Here is an 18,450-nt window from a genome sequence, read left to right as displayed (position 1 = left end):
GTCGCCGCTCTTGGCGTCGCGGACCTCGAAGTCTTCGCCGTCCAGGATCAGCTGGATAATCCTGCCCTTCGCGCGGCTGCCACAGCACCGGCACGCGGCGCGGCGAAGGCGGCTCGAGCTCGTCGTCGGCCAGCGCCTCGACCTCGTCTTCCTCGTCCTCCCAGCTGTAGTGCGGGCGCGGCGTGATCGGGTCGGCGTTGCGGAACAGCAGTGCGGCGATGATGCCGGCGAACGCGCCGCCCATGTGCGACTGCCAGGACACGCCGTCGGCGTGCGGCAGGATGGTCATCAGCATGCCGCCGTAGAACAGCATGCCGATCAGGCCCGTGGCGATCGCCGCGCGGTCACGGCGCAGCAGGCCCAGGCTGGCCAGCAGGAACATCAGCCCGTGGGTGACGCCGCTGGCACCCAGGTGCACGCTGCCGGGGTTGCCCAGCATCCACGCGCCGATGCCCGACCCCAGCCACAGCAGGGGCAGGGCACGCACGGTGGCATTCGGGTATACGCTGCCGGCCAGGGTGCCCAGGATCAGGATCGCAAAGCCATTGGCGGCGATGTGTTCGACCGAGGCATGCAGGATCGGCCCGCCGATCAGCCCCAGCAGGCCCTTGGCCTCCAGCGGCGCCACCGCCCACGGGCGCCAGTCGAAGCTGCCCTGCAGGGCGAACACAGCCACCAGTACCAGCACGGCGGCCAGGCTGGCATTGAACGCCCGCAGGATGCGCGAGCGGTCGTTGCGGGGGGCCGGCACGTCACCGGCGGGCAGGGGCGTGTTGTTGTCCATACCTCAGCAATGGCGGTGGCCGGCGCGAAACCAAGGCCACCGCCGCGGGAGAGTGGGTGCGGCCGACGGGACAATCCCACCGGCCGCGCGCTGCATACCGGTCAGGCTCAGGCCTGGCCGGCGTCTTCCTTCGGTGGATACTTCAGGCTGAGCACCACGGTGGCGGCGATGATGACCGCGACCACGCCCAGCGATACCGGGGTCGGGATCTTGAACAGGTCGATGATCATCATCTTGATGCCGATGAAGCCCAGCACCAGTGCCAGGCCGTACGGCAGCAGGTGGAAGCGGTCGGCCATGCCGGCCAGCAGGAAGAACATCGCACGCAGGCCCAGCACCGCGAACACGTTGGAGGTGAGCACGATGAACGGGTCGGTGGTGATGGCGAAGATCGCCGGGATGCTGTCCACCGCGAAGATCACGTCGGTCACCGCAATCAGGATCAGCACCGCGAACAGCGGGGTGAACCAGCGCACGCCATCGCGCTTCACGCTCAGCGCGTTGCCTTCATAGCCCGGCAGCAGGCGCAGGTGCTTGCGCATCCAGCGCAGCGCCGGGTTCGTTTCCAGATCCGGCTCCTGGCCGGCGGCGAACCACATCTTCCAGCCGGTGAAGAGCAGGAAGGCACCAAACACGTAGAGCAGCCAATGGAACTGGCTGATGAGCACGCTGCCAGCGAAGATCATGATCGTACGCAGCACGATCGCACCCAGGATGCCGATGATCAGCACTTTCTGGCGCTGCTCTTCCGGCACCGCGAAGTAGCTCATGATCATCAGGAAGACAAAGATGTTGTCCACCGCCAGGGCCTTCTCGACCAGGTAGCCGGTCAGGAACTCCAGACCCACCTTGTTGGCCACGACCTGGCCGGCGGTCTCGCTGAGGTAGTACCAGAGGCCCGCGTTGAACAGCAGGGCCAGCACTACCCAGCCGATGGACCACCACAGGGCCTCCTTGAAGGTGACCTTGTGCGGTCCGCCGTGCCGCATCAACACCAGGTCGACAAGCAGGGCGATGATGACCACCGCCACGAAGCCGCCCCACATCCACACATTACCGATCGTCTGCATTGGGAATATCCGTTGGAAAGATGAATGCCAGGCCGGACGGCGAGGATCTGCAACGGAGGATCGGGAGGGGGATCCAGGGACAGAGCTTCGCCAGTACGGCGAAGGTCTCGCTCGCAACCCCACACGGGTGGGATTGCCGTTGCACCGGAGCCTGCGGGCTCGAATTGACGGCGACAACGTCTGGGAGCTACTCCCCTTCTGGGGCCGATTCTGCGGCCTGGCCGGGCCGCCGTCAAATGGGCGGCGGCGGGGGAGGGCAGAGCCCCTGCGGGAATCTGACCCCGGTGCCCGGTTTACAATAGGTCAATGAATACCCCCCTTCCGATTGTCCGCCTCAAGAATGCGTGGCGTTCCAGCCACCCGTGGATCTTCCAGAAACTGGTCGAGAAGCCGACCGTCCGGCCCAAGCCCGGTTCCATCGTCGACGTGGTCGGCATCGATGGCGAGTTCATCGGCCGTGGCTTCTACAACGGGCACTCGCGCATCGCTGTGCGCATCCTCGAAACCGACCAGAACGTGCCGGTCGATGCCGGCTGGTTCTCGCGCAGGATCGCCCAGGCGGTCGAACTGCGCCGCGGCGTGCTGAAGCTGGACGCGGTGTCCGACGCCTGGCGCGTGGTACACAGCGAAGGTGATGGCCTGTCCGGCCTGGTGGTCGACCGCTACGGCGACCTGGTGGTGGTCGAATTCTTCGCCGCTGGCATGTTCCGCCACCGCGAGTGGATCTACGACGCGCTGCGCGAGCAGTTCCCGGGCTGCCGTTTCCACAGCTTCGCCGACGAACACGTGCAGAAGCAGGAAAGCTTCGATTTCCACGGCAACACCACCACCGAAGCGTCGGTCATCACCGAGTACGGCATCAAGTTCCGCGCCGACCCGGCCGGCGCGCACAAGACCGGCTTCTTTGCCGACCAGCGCGAAAACCGGCAGTGGCTGAGCCAGCAGGTGGAAGGCAAGAGCGTGCTCGACCTGTGCTGCAACACCGGCGGTTTCGCCGTGTATGCGGCTGCGCGTGGTGCTTCGGAAGTGGTCGGCATCGATATCGATGAAGACGTCATCCAGATCGCCAAGGGCAATTCGCGCCTGAACAACGTGCGCCCGAAGTTCATCCAGTCCGACATCTTCCCGTGGCTGCGCGATGCCGCCAACCGCGGTGAACAGTACGACGTGGTGATCCTGGACCCGGCGAAGATGACCCGCGACCGCGACCAGGTGATCACCGCGCTGAAGAAGTACCTGGACATGAACAAGCTGGCGCTGGGCGTGGTCAAGCCGGGCGGCCTGTTCGCCACGTTCTCCTGCACCGGCCTGGTGGCCGAGGACCAGTTCCTGGACATGCTGCGCCGCGCGGCTTATTTCTCCGGCCGCACGATCCAGATCCTGAAGGTGGCCGGCGCCGGTCCGGACCATCCGTTCATGGCCCACGTGCAGGAATCGCGTTACCTGAAGGCCGTGTTCTGCCGCGTGGTTGATTGACCGCGTGACTGCCGATCTCTGTAGAGCCGAGCCCATGCTCGGCTGATCGGCCTGGCAGCCGAGCATGGGCTCGGCTCTACAAAACCAAGACCGTCCATGCGCAAAGCCGACCGCCTGTTCCAGCTGGTCAACCTGATCCGCGTGCGCCAGCCGGTGACCGCCGCCGTGCTGGCGGCGGAGCTGGGCCTGTCGGTGCGCAGCATCTACCGCTACGTCGATGATCTGTCCGTGGCCGGCATCCCGCTCTACGGCGAGGCCGGTATCGGCTATCGCCTTGATCCCGGTTTCGAACTGCCGCCCCTGAGCCTGGATGCGGCCGAAGCCGAGGCACTGCAGCTGGCCGTGGAGATGCTGGCCTGCAGTGGCGCGGGCCACCTGCAACCTGCGGCGCGTTCGCTGCTGCACAAACTGCAGGCGGCAATGCCCACGCGTGCGACCAGCCCACGCACTGCCCGCGCGCTGCGTGCCATACCCGTTTCGCTGCCGTGCTGGCAGCCACTGCATACGGCCATCGCCGACGGCCGCAGTGTGCAGTTGCGATATCGCACGTTGCAGGGCGCATCGAGCGAGCGGACTGTGCACCCGCTCGGCCTGTTTCACTGGGGCCAGCACTGGACACTGGGCAGCTGGTGCGCGCTGCGCCAGGACTACCGCGATTTCCGCCTGGACCAGATCGAAGCCCTTGCCGAAGCAGAGCGGCTGGACCTGCCGGCGCAGGTCGGTCTGGACGCCTATCTGCGCTACCAACAGCGGGCCTGGGTGCTGCGCGGCCACTGACACCCCGCTGGCAGCAGGGGCTGCGCAGACTGCGCGCTCCTCCTACAACGGGCTTCACCATGCACCCTGCTTCTTCCGTTCTTGAACTGGCCGTGTTCACCGTCAAACCGCACGCACGCGCCGACATGCCGATGCTGCGTGAGCAGCTGCGCGCGGCCATCGCGCAGTTTCCCGGCCTGATCGACTACCAGCCGTTCTCGCCGATGGACGGCGACGACCGCTTCGTCGACATCGCCCACTGGAAGGACCTGGTCAGTGCGCAGGCGGTGGCACAGGCTTTCGCGGGTGGTGATGCGCGCTTCGCACCGTACATGGCCGCCATTGATGAGCTGCAGCTGATGCAGCACTTCCTGCCGGGTTGATCGACGCCTGGCACCCGTCTGTAGAGCCGAGCCCACGCTCGGCTGATCTGGCTGGCGAAGATGCGCCAAGCATGAATCATCTCCACTGTCCGGCGGCAAGCATCCCGCGCATTGCGACGCGTTCGTGAGAATGGCACCCCATTGTTCAGGTGGCGCGGCTCGGCTCTACAAAACGGCGGGCCACGGCGCTATGGTCGGGCTCTTCTCCTCACCGGTGAGAGCCCCATGCCGTCGCTGCGTCGCCTGTCCCTGCTGCTTGCCCTGGCGCTGAGTGCGCCGCTGTCCGCCCATGCCATCGAGTTCAGTGCGCAGGAGCTGGCCCGCGCCAAGGCCCTGCAGCAGCGCCTGCTGACCCTGGACAGCCACCTCGACACGCCGGCCAACTTCGGCCGCGCCGGCTTCGACATCGAACAGCGGCACGACCACAACGCGCTTTCGCAGGTGGATTACCCGCGCATGGTCGAGGGCGCGCTGGACGGTGGCTTCTGGGCGATCTACACCGACCAGGGCGACCGCAGCGCCGCCGCCCACCTGGCCGAGCGTGACCACGGCCTGCAGCGCCTGATGGAAATCCGCGAAATGCTCGCGGCCAATCCCGAACGCTTCGCACTGGCACTGACCGCCGATGACGCCGCGCGGATCAAGGCCGCCGGCAAGCGCGTGGTCTACATCAGCATGGAAAATGCCAGCCCGCTGGTGGAAGACCCGAGCCTGCTCTCGTTCTACCACCGCGCCGGCCTGCGCCTGCTCAGCACCGTGCACTTCGCCAACAACGAGTTCGCCGATTCGGCCACCGATCCCAAGGGCGCGGAGTGGGAGGGCCTGAGCCCGGCCGGCAAGGAGCTGGTGCGGCAGGCGGTGAAGCTGGGCATCGTGATCGATCAGTCACATGCCTCGGACGCGGTGTTCGATGACCTGCTGGCGATGATGCCGGTGCCGTTCGTGCTGTCGCACAGCTCGGCCAAGGCGGTCTATGACCATCCGCGCAATCTCGACGATGCGCGCCTGCGCAAGCTGGCCAGGGCCGGTGGCGTGATCCAGGTGAATGCCTATGGCGGCTACCTGATCGATACGGCGAAAACGCCCGAGCGCAAGCAGGCCGAAGAAGCGCTCAGCAAGCAGCTGGGCGGCTGGGAAGGCATGGGCATCGAGCAGGGTGTTGCTCTGCTGAAAGCCGAACAGGCGCTGGACCACGAACACCCGATGCGCCATGCCAGCCTGGACGACTTCTTCGTCCACTTCGAGCACATTCTCAAGGTGGTTGGTCCCGAGCATGCAGGCATCGGCCTGGATTGGGATGGTGGCGGTGGCCTGAGCGACCTGCCCGATGTCAGCCAGCTGCCGAAGATCACCGCCTGGCTGCTGCGCAAGGGTTACAGCGAACAGCAGATCGCCGGTATCTGGGGCGGCAACCTGCTGCGTGTGATGCGCACAGCGCAGGATTACGCCGCAAAGCAGGGCGGCTGACCACCCTGCGGCAATGCCGGCCAGCGGCCGGCACTACCGGTGATGCGAAAGCAGTGCGGCTGACCGCCCTGCGGTAGTGCCGGCCGCTGGCCGGCATGCCCGGTGATCCGTTTACTTGGCGATCAACGCATTGCGGCGGCTGTACAGGAAGTACAGCACCAGTCCAACCACGTTCCAGATGAGGAAATAAAGCTGGGTGGTGTGCGGCAGGCTGATGAACAGGTAGATGCAGCCCAGCGCGGCCAGCGGCCCGACCACGAAGGCCAGCGGCGTGCGGAAGGTGCGTGCACGGTCCGGTTCGCGCAGGCGCAGCACCACCAGGCAGATGCCCACGGCGGTGAACGCGGCCAGGGTGCCGGCATTGGCCAGCGCCGCAATCTCATCCAGTCGCGCCACGCCAGCCAGCGCCGACACCACCACCGCGGTGAACAGCGTGGTGGCCACCGGCGTGCCAGTGCGCGCGTTGACCTTGGACAGGCCGCGCGGCAGCAGGCCATCGCGGCTCATCACGAAGAAGATGCGGCTCTGCCCATACAGGAAGGCCAGCAGCACGGTCGGCAGGGCGATGATGGCGATCACGCCGATCACCATGGCGGCGGTCGGATGGCCGAGCTGGCGCATGATCAGCGCCAGCGGCTCGGCGCTGTGGCCGAACACCGTGTAGCTCATCGCGCCCACGGCGGCCAGCGCCACCAGTACGTAGACGATGGTGCAGCCGATCATCGAACCGATGATGCCGATCGACAGGTCACGGCCCGGGTTCTTGGTTTCCTCGGCCGCGGTGGAGATCGCATCGAAGCCGTAGAAAGCGAAGAAGATGATCGCCGCCGCGGCCATCACGCCATGCTCGACGCCATCGGGGCCCATCGATTTGGCGAAGCCATAGGGCATGAACGGTTGCAGGTTGGCGCTGTCGAAGGCGGGCAGGGCCACGGCCACGAAGATCGCCAGCGCGATCAGCTTGAACACGACCAGGATGGCGTTGAGGGTGGCGCTTTCCTTGGTGCCGGCCATCAGCATCAGCGCCACCAGCCAGGTGATGACGATGGCCGGCAGGTTGATGAAGCCGCCGGCGACATGCGGGCCGGCGGCGAGTGCGGCCGGAAGGGTGATGTTCCAGCCGAACTGGGTGTGCGCCCATTCGAGGAAGCCGACGAAGTAGCCGGACCAACCGACGGCCACCGTGCTGACCACCAGCGAGTATTCGAGGATGAGGCTCCAGCCCACCACCCAAGCGAACACTTCACCCAGCGCGCTGTAGCTGTACGTATAGGCGCTGCCGGCCGCCGGCATCATCGTCGACAGCTCGGCATAGGACAGTGCCGCGCAGGCGCAGACCGCACCGGCGATGGCGAAGGAAATCAGCACCGCCGGACCGGCCAGGTTGGCGCCGACACCGATGAGCGTGTAGATGCCGGTGCCGACGATGGCGCCGATACCCAGCGCGATCAGGTGCGGCCAGCTGAGGGTCGGCACCAGGCGACGGCCGGCTTCGTGGACAGTGACGGAATCTAGTGACTTGCGCCGGAGCAGGGACATGCAGGCCTCGGAAGGGGATGACTTGGAACGACAAGTTCCCGAGTGTGACCGAACGCAGCGCAGCATTACCACTGACGAGGGTCATACCCGCAGGGGCGCGCGCTGCGCCCCGACCACGCTGCCGGAATCGGCACAATCCGGCGGCCGTCGCTGCTAGGACTGGATGTTGGCCATGCCACTGACCGAGTACCGTTCGCCAGCCGCGGCGTTCAGCGGGAAGGCCGCATCCAGCGCGTCCAGCGTGGCGGCGTCCAGTTCTACCTGCAGCGCTCCGAGGTTCTCGTCCAGCCGTGCCCGCCGCGTAGTGCCCGGAATCGGCACGATGTGCTCGCCACGCGACAGCACCCAGGCCAGGGCCAGCTGGGAGGCGGCGATGCCGCGTTCGGCGGCCAGCGCCTGCACCGTGTCCACCAGCGCCAGGTTGCGCTGGAAGTTCGCGCCTTCGAAGCGCGGCGAGGTACGCCGGTAATCGTCGGCCTCGAAATCATCCGGGCTGCGGATGGCGCCGGTCAGGAAGCCACGGCCCAGCGGCGAATACGGCACGAAGCCGATGCCCAGTTCCGCCGTGGTGGCCAGCACCCCGTTCTGCTCGGGCTCGCGCGACCACAGCGAGTACTCGCTCTGCACGGCGGTGATCGGATGCACCGCATGGGCGCGGCGGACGGTGGCCGCCGAGGCCTCGGACAGGCCCAGCCAACGCACCTTGCCCTGTTCCACCAGGCGTGCCATCGCGCCCACGGTGTCCTCGATCGGCACGGCCGGGTCGACGCGGTGCTGGTAGTACAGGTCGATGTGGTCCACCCCCAGGCGGCGCAGGCTGGCCTCGCAGGCGGCCTGCACATAGTCCGGGTGGCCGTTGACCTGCCGCGCCTGCGGGTCGGAAGGGTCCAGGCCGATGCCGAACTTGCTGGCCAGGAACACCTGGTTGCGGTGGCCGGCGATCGCGCGGCCGACCAGCACTTCGTTGGTGTTCGGGCCATACACATCGGCGGTGTCGAGCAGGGTCAGGCCACGGTCCAGCGCGTGCTGGATGAGGGCAATGGCGTCCTCCTCACTGCTGCGGCCGCCGTAGTAGGCGCTCATGCCCATGCAGCCCAGGCCGAGGGCGGACACGGTAGGGCCGGCGGGGCCGAGAGTACGGGTCTTCATATGGATCTCCTTGGAGGAAGCGCCACGCCCGGATGGGCGGCGGCGTGGGGCTAAGCTTCCTCCTGTCGATCATGTGGATAAACTGCGTACAACCGGACTCAATTTGAAGGGTGGCTTCACAATGGATGCCTCCGCCCCGCTTACCGCCGTGGTCGCCTTCGTCCACGTGGCCGAGCATGCCAGTTTCACCCGCGCCGCCGACGCGCTGGGGCTGTCGACCTCGGCACTGTCGCAGAGCGTGCGCGCGCTGGAAGCACGGATGGGCGTGCGCCTGCTGCAGCGGACCACGCGGCGGGTGGGCCTGACCGAGCACGGTGCACGCTTCCTGCAGCGGGTGCGCTGTGGGCTGGACCAGATCGACCAGGCGTTCGTTGAACTGGACAGCGCGCGTTCGGTGCCTGCCGGGCGGCTGCGGGTGACCCTGCCGCGCATCGTCGCCGACCGCATGGTGCTGCCGCGGCTGCCCGAATTCCTGGCGCGCTACCCGCAGGTGCAGGTGGAACTGTGCATCGATGCGGCGCTGGCCGACCTGGTGGCCGAGGGCTTCGATGCCGGCATCCGCCTGGGCGAATCACTGGCCCAGGGCATGATCGCGGTGCCGGTCGGGCCGCCCGAGCGGCAGACGGTGGTGGCCACGCCGGCCTACTTCGAACGCCATGGCGTGCCGCAGACCCCGCATGACCTGCAGGGCCACGCCTGCATCGTGCACCGCCTAGCCAATGGTCGGTTGATGCCTTGGGAGTTCAGCCGCGAGGGCCACGACCTGGACGTGGAGGTGAGCGGGCGGCTGGTGTTCAACGATGCCGGCGTCGCCCATCGCGCCGTGCTGGACGGCCTGGGCATGGCCCAGGGCTTTGCTTCGTTGGTAGCCGACGACATTGCCGCCGGGCGACTGCAGAGCGTGCTGCAGGACTGGCAGCCGCCGTTCCCCGGCTTCTATCTGTATTACCCGGCGCGCGAACAGATGGCACCCAAGCTGCGGGTGTTCATCGACCACCTGCGCGCGGAACTGCATGGCGGGACGCAGTAGATCCACGCCATGCGTGGATGCATCGACCCGACGGCCAGCCATGAGGAGCCGGCCGTCGGCCTGGGCCCTTACCAGCCTTCCAGCACGATCTTGCCCTTGGCGCGATGGCTTTCCAGCAGCGCGTGCGCGCGCCGCAGGTTGGCGGCATTGATGCGCCCGAAGTGCTCGCCCAGTGTCGTCCTCAGCACGCCGGTATCGATCAGCTCGGCCACGCGGTTCAGCAGATCGTGCTGGCGCTGCATGTCGGCGGTCTTGAACAGCGGGCGGGTGAACATCAGTTCCCAATGCAGCGACAGCGCCTTGCGCTTGAGCGCCATCACGTCCAGCTGGCCCGGGTCGTCGATCAGCCCCAGCTGGCCCTGCGGTGCCAGCACCTCGACGATCTGTGCGTAGTGCTGGTCGGTGTGGGTCAGGCTGGCCACGTGTTCGACCTGGGGGATGCCCAGCCGCGCCAGGCCTTCGGTCAGCGGCAGGCTGTGGTCGATCACGTGGTGCGCGCCCATGGCATAGACCCAGTCCTGGGTATCCGGGCGCGAGGCGGTGCCGATGACGGTCAGCTTGGTCAGCGTGCGCGCCAGCTGCACCAGGATCGAGCCGACGCCGCCGGCCGCACCAATCACCAGCAGGGCCTGGCCTTCACCACCGCCCTCGGTGATGCGCAGGCGGTCGAACAGCAGTTCCCAGGCGGTGATCGCGGTCAGCGGCAAGGCGGCAGCGGCGGCATCGTCAAGGCTGGCCGGCTTGCGGCCGACGCTGCGCTCGTCCACCAGCTGGTACTCGGCATTGCTGCCGGGGCGGTCGATCACGCCGGCGTAGTAGACCGCGTCGCCCGGCTGGAACAGGGTCACCTCGCTGCCCACCGCATCCACCACGCCCACCGCATCCCAGCCCAGCACGCGCGGGCCCTCGGTGGCGGCGTTGCGGCGGACCTTGGTATCGACCGGGTTCACCGCCACCGCGCGCACCGCCACCCGCAGGTCGCGCGGGCCCGGCTGCGGCAGGTCCAGGTCGATGTCGATCAGGGCCTGCGGGTCATCGATCGGCAGGCCGGCGTGGGTGTAGGCAATGGCGCGCATGGCAGCGGTCCGGTGGGAAAAGGGATCCACAGAGTGCGCCGCACGCGCCTCCCCGGAAAGGCGCAGAATCGGTCAGCACTTTCACTTTGGCAATGAAAATGATCCGTTTCGACGATCTGCAGCTGTTCGTCCGCACCGCTGCGCTGGGCAGCTTTTCGCAGGCCGCACGCGAGGCCGATCTGCTGCCGGGCCAGGTGGCCGCCGCCGTGGCGCGGCTGGAACGCGAGCTGGACCTGCGCCTGTTCGTGCGTACCACCCGCAGCCTGCGCCTGACCGGCGAGGGTGCGCTGTACCTGCCCTATGCGCAGGAGGTGCTGGCCACCCTGCGCGAAGGCCAGGCCCGTGTGCAGGGCGACGATGCCGACCTGCACGGCACCCTGCAGCTGTCGGCGCCGTCGGATTTCGGCCGCAACCTGCTGCTGCCATGGCTGGCCAGCTTCCGCGCGGCACACCCGCGGCTGCGCCTGCACCTGCGCCTGTCCGACGAAGTGGCCGATGTGTTCCGCGACCCCGTGGACGTGGCCATCCGCCTGGGCCACTTCGACGATGCCAGCTACGTGGCGCTGCCGCTGCTGGAGGGCAACCGCCGGGTGCTGGCGGCATCACCGGCCTACCTGCGGCAGCGCGGGGTGCCAACGCGGCTGGAGGACCTGCGCGGGCACGACTGCCTGGCCTACCAGCTCGGCGGGCGCACCCACGACCGCTGGGCGTTCGAGGTCGAGGGGCGGCGGGTGGTGGTGCCGGTGCGCGGCCCGCTGGTCTGCGACGACGCCGATGTGGTGCGGCGCTGGGCCGTAGCCGGCGAAGGCATCACCTACAAATCCTGGCTGGATCTGCGCCAGGACGTGCTGGAAGGCCGCCTGCAGGTGTTGCTGGACGGCGTCGGCAGCCACATCCCGCTGCAGCTGGTGTGCCCACACCGCAAGCAGTTCTCGCCAGCGGTGCGGCAACTGCATGCGCAGCTGCGCGGCCATCTGCAACCGCTGCTGTCCGGCCTGCCCGGCGGTGATGGAAGCCCCCTGTCCCTGGCCTCCGCCGTGGCCGACAATGGCGCCCCCCCGCAACAACAATGAGCCATGCCATGCCGTGGATGGGCATCCAGGACCTGTGGACGTTCCTGCTCGCCGTGCTGGTGTTTCTTGCCCTGCCCGGGCCCGGCACCTTCACCCTGCTCACCGCCACCGGCCGTGGCGGCGTGCGCGGCGGCTACACCGCACTGGCGGGCCTGCTGGTGGGGGACCAGATCCTGATGTGGCTGGCGCTGGCCGGTGTGGCGGCGCTGCTGAAAGCCAATCCGCTGGTCTTCCACGCCGTGCAGTATCTCGGCGCGGCCTACCTGGTATGGGTGGGCATCAGCCTGCTGCGCACGCCGAAGACCGAGGGCGGCGATGCCGGCCCGATCCGCATGCAGCCCGGCCGCTACTTCCAGCAGGCGATCCTGGTCAGCCTGCTCAACCCGAAGGCGATCCTGTTCTACATGGCCTTCCTGCCGTTGTTCATCGACCCCACCACGCACCATGGCATCGCCACCTTCGCGGCGCTGGCCGGCATCATCTTCGTGGTCAGCGTGGCCTATTGCTCGCTGCTGATCGGGGCGGGCAACCTGGCCCGCCGCCGCCTGATCCAGCACCCGCGCATCAGCACCGCGCTGCGCCGGGTAGCCGGCCTGTTCCTGGTTGGCTTCGGCATCCGTCTGGGCTTGAATGGGTAACACGGTGGCGTAGCGTCGAGCTTGCTCGACGGATGGGGTTCACGGCAGTCGAGCAAGTTCGATGCAACGGGAAGCCCCCGCTCAGGCAACGCCGTTGTCGACGCATGCGGCAAACCCCGGCTGCTGCCGCAAGCGCTCGAACCACGCCTCGATGTTGGCCAGCACCGGCTTGTCGCCCGGCGTGCTGCGCCAGCGCTGCGTCGACAGCCCCAGCACGATGTCGGCCAAGGTGAAGGTCTCGCCGGTGACGTACGCAGGCTGCGCCAGCTGCGCGTCGAGCATCGCCATCAGCCGGTTCCACTGCGCCAGGCTCGCTTCTGCCCGCGCATCATCAGGGTAGTCCGCATGGCTGCGCACGCGCGCCATGAACACGTGGCGCCACGCCGTGTTCAGATCGGTGGCCTGCCAGTCCATCCACTGCTCCACCCGCGCCCGTGCCTGCGGCTGGTGCGGCAACAGGTCATGACGGGCGGCGCGCGCGGCCAGGTAGCGGCAGATGCTGTTGGATTCCCACAGCACGAAGTCGCCCTCGCGCAGCACCGGCACCTGTGCGTTCGGGTTCAGCCCATGCAGCAGGTCCGCATCGGGGGCGGCGTGGTGCTGCACCGCCAGCTCCAGCCCGGCGCACAGCCACAGCACTTTGCGCACGTTGATCGAGGTTGGCTTTCCGTACAGTTCGAGCATGGTCAGACGCAGCGTTTGAGACGGGGCCAGCCTACACTGGTGGCATGAACATAGAACTTCTCATGATCCTGGCCGTCGTCCTGCTGCTGGCCACGCTGGTGGCGCTGGTCATCCTGTTGCGCCGTGGCGCAGGCGATGCGTCCTCCGGCGACCTGCACCAGCAGCTGATCAGTGAACGCGAACAGCACCGGCTGGCCCTGGTCGACGCTGGCCAGCTGCGGGGCCGTCTGGATGCGCTCATCGGCGAGCTGGACGGCGAGCGGGCACGCGCCGTGCAGCAGGCCGAGGTGGTCAGCACGCTGACCATGCAGGTGGCGCGGGAGGCTGCCGTTTCCGCCAGCCGCGAGGCACTTCTGGCAGAACGTGAAGCGGCACTGGCACAGGCGCGCACGGCGTTGTCCGAATCGAGTGCGGAACTGCAGCAGGCACAGCAGCGATATCAGCAACTGCATGGCGAGCATGCTCGTGCCCTGGCAAACCTGCAGCATTCAGAACGGGCCAGCACGGAGTTGCGCAGCTATCTTGAGACCGCCAAAGAGAAGCTCTCCGGCGCCTTTGCCGAATTGGCAGGCAAGGTGTTCGACGAGCGTGGGCAACAGTTCGAGAAGAACGTGCGCCAGGCCACAGTGCAGTCGCGTGCGGACATCGAAGGTCTGCTCAAGCCGTTCGCCGACAAGCTGGGTGATTTCCGCACCCGGGTCGATACGCTGTATGGCGAGGAAGCTCGCCAGCGCGCCAGCCTGCTTGGTGCCGTTGGCGAACTGAAGACCCTGAACCAGGACATGGCTGCCCAGGCATCTGCCCTGACCAATGCCCTGAAGGGCAGCGCCAAGGTCCGTGGCGACTGGGGTGAACTGATGCTCGACAACGTTCTGCGAGGGTCGGGACTGGAAGAGGGTGTGCACTACCAGAGGCAGAAGCATGCCGTGGATGATGACGGCGCACGCCTGCGTCCGGATGTGGTCGTGCAGTTCCCTGACGAACGCAGCGTGGTGGTCGACAGCAAGGTCAATCTGATTGCCTGGCAGGAGGCGATGAACGCCACCACGCCGGAAGAAGCCGAAGATGCGCTGCGCCGCCATGCCGTAGCACTGCGCCAGCACGTGAAGGACCTCGGCGAGAAGAACTATCCCAAGGCGCTTGGTACCGAGACGCTGGACATCACCATCGCCTTCGTCCCCATCGAAGGTGCATTGTCCGCAGCGCTGGGCGCCGATGGCAGCCTGCAGGCATACGCGTTCGACAACCGCGTGGTGTTTGCTTCGCCCAATACCCTGATGGCCCTGCTGCGCGTGGCTGAACGCCTATGGACGCGCGACAAGGTGCAGAAGCAGGCACTGAAGATCAGTGAGGCCGGTGGGTTGGTGCTGGATGCATTGACCGGCTTCCTGAAGGACTTCAGCGACATGGGAAAGAAGCTGGATGATGCCGGCAAGGCCTACGCCGATGCACGCAACCGCCTGATCGATTCGCCGCAGTCGGCCATCAGTCGAGCGCGTCGACTTGCCGAACTGGGCAGCAAGGCCAAGCGCGCGCTGCCGCCCGAGCTGACCCCGGATCCCATGCAGCAGCTGACCGCGCCAGAGGACGGCGAAGAGGCCTGAGCGAGCTGCCACACGCCCTGCACCCCGCCGTGCGTATGCTGGCGGCCTCGATCACCGCCCGCAGGTCCGACCATGCGCCTTCGCTTCCTTGCCAGTCTGGCCCTGGCCACCCTGCTGGCGGCCTGCAGCAGCACGCCGCCAGCCGCTGATACCGCCGCGCAACCGCCCGCCGCCGAAACGCCCGAAGCGACGGCGGCCTACCAGGAAGCGCGCGACGTGGATTGCCGCGCCGCCGGTGGCACCCTGCAGCGGCTGGGTCGGCTGCAGCGCGTGCAGTGCGTGATTCCCTATGCCGATGCCGGCAAGACCTGCAGCAGCAAGCGCGATTGCAGTGGCCAGTGCCTGGCATCGGGCGAAACCGAAGCGGGCGTGGTCGCCACCGGTACCTGCCAGCGTGATGCCAGCCAGAATTTCGGCTGCCGCCAGCGCATCGAGGACGGCAAGGCACAGGGCACGATCTGCGTCGATTGAGTGCGCGCGGCATGCAGGTGCGGCGCTATGCTGGCGGACCCTTTCCCGCCATAGCCGGAGTTCCCGCGTGAGCACCCCGATCCAGGACATTTCCCTCACCACCATCAATGGCCAGCCGTCCACCTTGGGCGATTACCAGGGCAAGGTCCTGCTGGTGGTCAACGTCGCCTCCAAGTGCGGCCTGACCGCGCAGTACGAAGGCCTGCAGGCGCTGTACGCGGAAAAGCAGGCACAGGGCCTGGAAGTGCTGGGTTTCCCGGCCAACAACTTCCTCGGCCAGGAGCCGGGCAGCGACGCGGAAATCCAGCAGTTCTGCCAGCTGACCTACGACGTGACCTTCCCGATGTTCGCCAAGATCAGCGTGGCCGGTGAGGACACCCATCCGCTGTACCAGCAGCTGATCGCTGCCAAGCCGGACGCCATCGGTGAAGGCCCGCTGCGCGAGCGCCTGGCCAGCAAGGACATCCCGATCCACGCCGCCCCGGCCGTGCTGTGGAACTTCGAGAAGTTCCTGATCGGCCGCGACGGCAAGGTCATTGCCCGCTTCGCCCCCGACGTGGCACCGGACGACGCACGCCTGCGCGAAGCCATCGACGCCGCCCTGGCCGCCTGACGCAATCGGGGTCGGATCCCTTTCGAAGGAAAGGGCTCCGACCCCGCACAGCAGCCAAGAAAAAACCCCGCCGAGGCGGGGTTTTTTCATGCACCGACCGCAGCGGTCAGTTGCTCCAGTTCGGCATCGGCATGGCATCCACCGGGATCGGCGAATTCGCATCGTCGCTGCCACGCTCGCGCTTGCCGCGCAGGTCGTTCTCGATCTGGTAGTTGCGGCGCTGCAGCCAGGCATCACGCACCAGGGCGTACTCATCCACGGCCGAGCTGCGCAGGTCGTCCACCGCCATCAGCTGTGCACGGGTATCGACCAGCTGCAGGCCCTGCAGACCGATGCGGATCTTGTCTTCCTCGATGGTGCGGATCGGTGACAGCGGCATGTCGCCGGCCAGGCCGAACACATCGCGCACGGTACGCGGGCCGAAGAACGGCAGTTCGACGTAGCGCGAACGGCGCCAGCCCCAGGCACCCAGGGTCTGCCCGAAGTCCTCGCGGCGGTTGGGCACCATCGCCTTGCTGGCCGGATCGAACAGGCCACCGACACCCAGCGTCGAGTTCATCAGGAAGCGGCCGAAGGTATCCCACGCGTCATCCGGGCGCCCCTGCAGCAGCTGGTTGACGATGGTCACCGGCGATCTGAGGTTGTTGAAGAAGTTGCTGACGCCGGTACGTGCGAAACGCGGCACGACATGGGTATAGGCCGTGGCCAGCGGGCGCGCGATGACGTTGTCCACGCCCACGTTGAAGCGGTGCACGCGGCGGTTCAGCGGCTCCCACGGGTCATAGGCGGCCGTGGTGGCGGCGGTGCCGGTGGTGCCGTACAGCGCGTCGAAGTCGTCATCGCCACCGGGTGCAGCGGCAGCCGCAGCGGTCTCGGCATCGGTTGCGGGGGCATCGGTCGACGGAGGCGTGGTCGGCGCCGGCGCCTCACCCACGGCGGGGGCCGGTGCCGCTGCAACCGTACCGGTGTCGGCAGCGGATGCGTCGGTGGCGGTGCTGGCCGGAACCACGGTGTCGGCCACCGGCGCATCGCTGCGCGCGGGCTTGCCGGCACAGGCGCTGAGCGCCAGGGCCAGGATCATCAGGGGAAACGCGCGTACGACGTTCATGTCAGCTCGCAGCAGAAGGTGCATTGAAATCCAGATCGGGCGACAGCCGGTAGGCCGCGCTCAGTTCGTTGAAGCCGGCCGGTGTGCCGGATATCGCCAGCCGATGGCCCTGCGTGCGCGCACGCGCCGCCAGTTCAGCCAGCAGGGCCAGGCCGGCGCTGTCCACGCGCTCGACCTCACCCAGCTCAAGCCGCGTCAGCTGGGCTGGCAAAGCCTGCAGCTGCGGCCACAGCGCGATGACCGCAGCACGGTCGAGCACCCCGCGCAGGCGCAGGGTGTCGCCTTCCAGCAGCGCCAGCGGCTTACTTGCCATTGCCGGCCGGCCCGGCCTGCATGCTGCCGCTGCGCAGTTCGCTGGCCACCTGCTTGATGCCCTTCTGGCGCAGCGGGGCGTCGAACTGGTTGCGGAAGGTCTGCACGTAGGAGATGCCTTCGATGTTGACGTCGAAGATCTTCCATTGGCCGTTGACGTTGCGCATCCAGTACTCGACCGGGGTCGGCTCGTTGCCGGCACGCACCAGTTCGGTGGCCACGCGCACGCCGCGGTTGCCCGGCAGCGGGCTCTCGCCCTTCAGGCGGAAGCTCGGCTTGCCCTGGATGTTCAGCAGGGTCGAGCCGTAGCGCTGCATAAGGCTGTCGGCCATCGCATCGGCGAACAGCTTGATGTCGGCGTCGGAGGCGCCACGTGCGTGCGTGCCCAGCACCAGGCGCGCGGCGTAGTCGCGGTCGAAGGTGCGGGTCAGTTCGCTGTCGATGTAGCTGCGCAGGCTGGCCGGGTTGCTGGTGAACTCAGCGCGGCGCTGCTGCAGGGTCGACATGATGCGGCTGCTGGCATCGATCACCACCTTGCCGGCCTGGCCCTGCTGGACGGTCACGGCGGGGGCGGTGGACTGCGCCTGGGCGGATGCCAGGAACGGGGTGCCCAGCAGCAGCGACGAGGCGAGCAGGGCCGGGATCAGTTTCATCTTCATGGTTGCGGTTCCGTTGCAGGCGACTGCTCGCCATCGTTGGGCTTCTGGCCAGCGCCACCGGCGCTGCCACTGAACATGTACTTGCCGACCAGCTGCAGCAGGTCCACGGCCGGCTGGGTGAAGACGATCTCTTCGCCGGGCTTGAGTACGTCCGGATCACCACCGGGCTGCAGACCGATATAGCTCTCGCCGAGCAAACCGCTGGTGAAGATGCCGGCGGAGGTATCGGCCGGCAGATCCTTGACCGTGCTGTCCATGCGCAGGGTCACGACCGATTCGAACTTGACCGGGTCCAGTTCGATCGAGGCGACCTGGCCGACGGTGACGCCACCGATCTTCACCGGTGCCTGCCTGCGCAGCTGGCCGACCTGGGAGAAACGCGCCTTCAGCTCGTAGCCCTGGCTGCCCCAGCTCCAGCGCTGGTTGGTCGAGGCCACGGCCAGCACCAGCAGCGACGCCAGGGCCAGCAGCAGGAAGGCGCCGACGGAGAATTCGAGTCTGGGACCGCGTATGGCCATGTGGATTACCTGATCGAGTCGTGGTGGCCGCGCGCCCTGC

Annotated in this window: 20 protein-coding genes; 10 read left to right on the top strand and 10 right to left on the bottom strand. The window is 67.4% G+C overall.

Annotated features, from left to right (window positions below; genetic code table 11):
• Both ACQKDV_RS05455 and ACQKDV_RS05450 read right to left on the bottom strand, forming a co-directional pair.
• Positions 1–784 (bottom strand): rhomboid family intramembrane serine protease (locus ACQKDV_RS05455; protein ID WP_427782766.1); only part of this gene is annotated, 784 nt, incomplete at its 3' end.
• A gap of 107 nt (positions 785–891) precedes the next feature.
• On the bottom strand, positions 892–1,854 hold the full coding sequence (locus ACQKDV_RS05450) for a TerC family protein (protein ID WP_427782765.1): 963 nt from the start codon (positions 1,852–1,854) through the stop codon (positions 892–894).
• Positions 1,855–2,160: 306 nt separating this feature from the next.
• Here ACQKDV_RS05450 and ACQKDV_RS05445 point away from each other — a divergent pair, with 306 nt between their 5' ends.
• From ACQKDV_RS05445 to ACQKDV_RS05430, 4 genes are all read left to right on the top strand, one after another.
• The gene (locus ACQKDV_RS05445; protein ID WP_427782764.1) at positions 2,161–3,330 is read left to right on the top strand and encodes a class I SAM-dependent rRNA methyltransferase; all 1,170 of its coding nucleotides are present in this window, start codon (positions 2,161–2,163) and stop codon (positions 3,328–3,330) included.
• 96 nt (positions 3,331–3,426) lie between these two features.
• Positions 3,427–4,107 carry a helix-turn-helix transcriptional regulator gene (locus tag ACQKDV_RS05440; protein WP_427782763.1) on the top strand — a complete coding sequence of 227 codons (681 nt, stop codon included), beginning with the start codon at positions 3,427–3,429 and terminating at the stop codon, positions 4,105–4,107.
• Positions 4,108–4,166: 59 nt separating this feature from the next.
• The gene (locus tag ACQKDV_RS05435; RefSeq protein WP_427782762.1) at positions 4,167–4,469 is read left to right on the top strand and encodes an antibiotic biosynthesis monooxygenase; all 303 of its coding nucleotides are present in this window, start codon (positions 4,167–4,169) and stop codon (positions 4,467–4,469) included.
• A gap of 225 nt (positions 4,470–4,694) precedes the next feature.
• Positions 4,695–5,936, top strand: coding sequence for a dipeptidase (locus ACQKDV_RS05430; protein ID WP_427782761.1), 1,242 nt, complete (start codon positions 4,695–4,697; stop codon positions 5,934–5,936).
• A 111-nt stretch (positions 5,937–6,047) separates the two neighbouring features.
• On the opposite strand, the gene ACQKDV_RS05425 is transcribed toward ACQKDV_RS05430, so the two are convergent.
• Positions 6,048–7,475: an amino acid permease gene (locus ACQKDV_RS05425; protein ID WP_427782760.1), complete on the bottom strand. Its 1,428-nt coding sequence runs from the start codon at positions 7,473–7,475 to the stop codon at positions 6,048–6,050.
• Positions 7,476–7,628: 153 nt separating this feature from the next.
• A complete protein-coding gene (locus ACQKDV_RS05420; protein WP_427782759.1) occupies positions 7,629–8,624 on the bottom strand; it encodes an aldo/keto reductase in 996 nt (331 codons plus the stop codon).
• A 121-nt stretch (positions 8,625–8,745) separates the two neighbouring features.
• Here ACQKDV_RS05420 and ACQKDV_RS05415 point away from each other — a divergent pair, with 121 nt between their 5' ends.
• Positions 8,746–9,654: a LysR family transcriptional regulator gene (locus ACQKDV_RS05415; RefSeq protein ID WP_427782758.1), complete on the top strand. Its 909-nt coding sequence runs from the start codon at positions 8,746–8,748 to the stop codon at positions 9,652–9,654.
• A gap of 68 nt (positions 9,655–9,722) precedes the next feature.
• Here ACQKDV_RS05415 and ACQKDV_RS05410 read toward each other — a convergent pair whose 3' ends face one another.
• Positions 9,723–10,730 carry a zinc-binding alcohol dehydrogenase family protein gene (locus ACQKDV_RS05410; RefSeq protein WP_427782757.1) on the bottom strand — a complete coding sequence of 336 codons (1,008 nt, stop codon included), beginning with the start codon at positions 10,728–10,730 and terminating at the stop codon, positions 9,723–9,725.
• A gap of 92 nt (positions 10,731–10,822) precedes the next feature.
• On the opposite strand from ACQKDV_RS05410, the gene ACQKDV_RS05405 reads away from it, so the two are divergent.
• Complete coding sequence (locus tag ACQKDV_RS05405; protein ID WP_427782756.1) at positions 10,823–11,803, top strand: LysR family transcriptional regulator; 981 nt, start codon at positions 10,823–10,825, stop codon at positions 11,801–11,803.
• A gap of 8 nt (positions 11,804–11,811) precedes the next feature.
• Complete coding sequence (gene leuE, locus ACQKDV_RS05400) at positions 11,812–12,441, top strand: leucine efflux protein LeuE (protein ID WP_427782767.1); 630 nt, start codon at positions 11,812–11,814, stop codon at positions 12,439–12,441.
• A gap of 81 nt (positions 12,442–12,522) precedes the next feature.
• Here leuE and ACQKDV_RS05395 read toward each other — a convergent pair whose 3' ends face one another.
• The gene (locus ACQKDV_RS05395) at positions 12,523–13,125 is read right to left on the bottom strand and encodes a glutathione S-transferase family protein (protein WP_427782755.1); all 603 of its coding nucleotides are present in this window, start codon (positions 13,123–13,125) and stop codon (positions 12,523–12,525) included.
• A gap of 62 nt (positions 13,126–13,187) precedes the next feature.
• On the opposite strand from ACQKDV_RS05395, the gene rmuC reads away from it, so the two are divergent.
• From rmuC to ACQKDV_RS05380, 3 genes are all read left to right on the top strand, one after another.
• On the top strand, positions 13,188–14,729 hold the full coding sequence (rmuC, locus tag ACQKDV_RS05390) for a DNA recombination protein RmuC (protein ID WP_427782754.1): 1,542 nt from the start codon (positions 13,188–13,190) through the stop codon (positions 14,727–14,729).
• Between the two features lie 72 nt (positions 14,730–14,801).
• Positions 14,802–15,200 carry a hypothetical protein gene (locus ACQKDV_RS05385; protein WP_427782753.1) on the top strand — a complete coding sequence of 133 codons (399 nt, stop codon included), beginning with the start codon at positions 14,802–14,804 and terminating at the stop codon, positions 15,198–15,200.
• Between the two features lie 67 nt (positions 15,201–15,267).
• Positions 15,268–15,813, top strand: coding sequence for a glutathione peroxidase (locus ACQKDV_RS05380; RefSeq protein ID WP_427782752.1), 546 nt, complete (start codon positions 15,268–15,270; stop codon positions 15,811–15,813).
• Positions 15,814–15,919: 106 nt separating this feature from the next.
• On the opposite strand, the gene ACQKDV_RS05375 is transcribed toward ACQKDV_RS05380, so the two are convergent.
• The 4 genes from ACQKDV_RS05375 to mlaD are packed head-to-tail and all read right to left on the bottom strand — an operon-like array spanning position 15,920 to position 18,410.
• Positions 15,920–16,921, bottom strand: coding sequence for an MlaA family lipoprotein (locus tag ACQKDV_RS05375; protein ID WP_427782751.1), 1,002 nt, complete (start codon positions 16,919–16,921; stop codon positions 15,920–15,922).
• A gap of 1 nt (position 16,922) precedes the next feature.
• Complete coding sequence (locus ACQKDV_RS05370) at positions 16,923–17,234, bottom strand: STAS domain-containing protein (protein ID WP_427782750.1); 312 nt, start codon at positions 17,232–17,234, stop codon at positions 16,923–16,925.
• Complete coding sequence (locus ACQKDV_RS05365; protein WP_427782749.1) at positions 17,224–17,892, bottom strand: MlaC/ttg2D family ABC transporter substrate-binding protein; 669 nt, start codon at positions 17,890–17,892, stop codon at positions 17,224–17,226. Before ACQKDV_RS05365 ends, ACQKDV_RS05370 begins: the two co-directional genes overlap by 11 nt.
• Positions 17,889–18,410: an outer membrane lipid asymmetry maintenance protein MlaD gene (mlaD, locus tag ACQKDV_RS05360; RefSeq protein WP_427782748.1), complete on the bottom strand. Its 522-nt coding sequence runs from the start codon at positions 18,408–18,410 to the stop codon at positions 17,889–17,891. Before mlaD ends, ACQKDV_RS05365 begins: the two co-directional genes overlap by 4 nt.
• Positions 18,411–18,450: the final 40 nt, after the last annotated feature.

This window comes from Stenotrophomonas sp. NPDC077659 (genome assembly GCF_050268705.1).
Taxonomy (GTDB): Bacteria; Pseudomonadota; Gammaproteobacteria; order Xanthomonadales; family Xanthomonadaceae; genus Stenotrophomonas.
The sequence above is the reverse complement of the archived record's forward strand: the minus strand, read 5'-3'. Positions and strand labels throughout refer to the sequence as shown.

Excerpts from the sequence above, each read along its gene's own strand:
- ACQKDV_RS05450 (WP_427782765.1), bottom strand. The coding sequence starts at position 1,854 with ATGCAGACGATCGGTAATGTGTGGATGTGGGGCGGCTTCGTGGCGGTG.
- ACQKDV_RS05445 (WP_427782764.1), top strand. The coding sequence starts at position 2,161 with ATGAATACCCCCCTTCCGATTGTCCGCCTCAAGAATGCGTGGCGTTCC.
- ACQKDV_RS05440 (WP_427782763.1), top strand. The coding sequence starts at position 3,427 with ATGCGCAAAGCCGACCGCCTGTTCCAGCTGGTCAACCTGATCCGCGTG.
- ACQKDV_RS05435 (WP_427782762.1), top strand. The coding sequence starts at position 4,167 with ATGCACCCTGCTTCTTCCGTTCTTGAACTGGCCGTGTTCACCGTCAAA.
- ACQKDV_RS05430 (WP_427782761.1), top strand. The coding sequence starts at position 4,695 with ATGCCGTCGCTGCGTCGCCTGTCCCTGCTGCTTGCCCTGGCGCTGAGT.
- ACQKDV_RS05425 (WP_427782760.1), bottom strand. The coding sequence starts at position 7,475 with ATGTCCCTGCTCCGGCGCAAGTCACTAGATTCCGTCACTGTCCACGAA.
- ACQKDV_RS05420 (WP_427782759.1), bottom strand. The coding sequence starts at position 8,624 with ATGAAGACCCGTACTCTCGGCCCCGCCGGCCCTACCGTGTCCGCCCTC.
- ACQKDV_RS05415 (WP_427782758.1), top strand. The coding sequence starts at position 8,746 with ATGGATGCCTCCGCCCCGCTTACCGCCGTGGTCGCCTTCGTCCACGTG.
- ACQKDV_RS05410 (WP_427782757.1), bottom strand. The coding sequence starts at position 10,730 with ATGCGCGCCATTGCCTACACCCACGCCGGCCTGCCGATCGATGACCCG.
- ACQKDV_RS05405 (WP_427782756.1), top strand. The coding sequence starts at position 10,823 with ATGAAAATGATCCGTTTCGACGATCTGCAGCTGTTCGTCCGCACCGCT.
- leuE (WP_427782767.1), top strand. The coding sequence starts at position 11,812 with ATGCCGTGGATGGGCATCCAGGACCTGTGGACGTTCCTGCTCGCCGTG.
- ACQKDV_RS05395 (WP_427782755.1), bottom strand. The coding sequence starts at position 13,125 with ATGCTCGAACTGTACGGAAAGCCAACCTCGATCAACGTGCGCAAAGTG.
- rmuC (WP_427782754.1), top strand. The coding sequence starts at position 13,188 with ATGATCCTGGCCGTCGTCCTGCTGCTGGCCACGCTGGTGGCGCTGGTC.
- ACQKDV_RS05385 (WP_427782753.1), top strand. The coding sequence starts at position 14,802 with ATGCGCCTTCGCTTCCTTGCCAGTCTGGCCCTGGCCACCCTGCTGGCG.
- ACQKDV_RS05375 (WP_427782751.1), bottom strand. The coding sequence starts at position 16,921 with ATGAACGTCGTACGCGCGTTTCCCCTGATGATCCTGGCCCTGGCGCTC.
- ACQKDV_RS05370 (WP_427782750.1), bottom strand. The coding sequence starts at position 17,234 with ATGGCAAGTAAGCCGCTGGCGCTGCTGGAAGGCGACACCCTGCGCCTG.
- ACQKDV_RS05365 (WP_427782749.1), bottom strand. The coding sequence starts at position 17,892 with ATGAAGATGAAACTGATCCCGGCCCTGCTCGCCTCGTCGCTGCTGCTG.
- mlaD (WP_427782748.1), bottom strand. The coding sequence starts at position 18,410 with ATGGCCATACGCGGTCCCAGACTCGAATTCTCCGTCGGCGCCTTCCTG.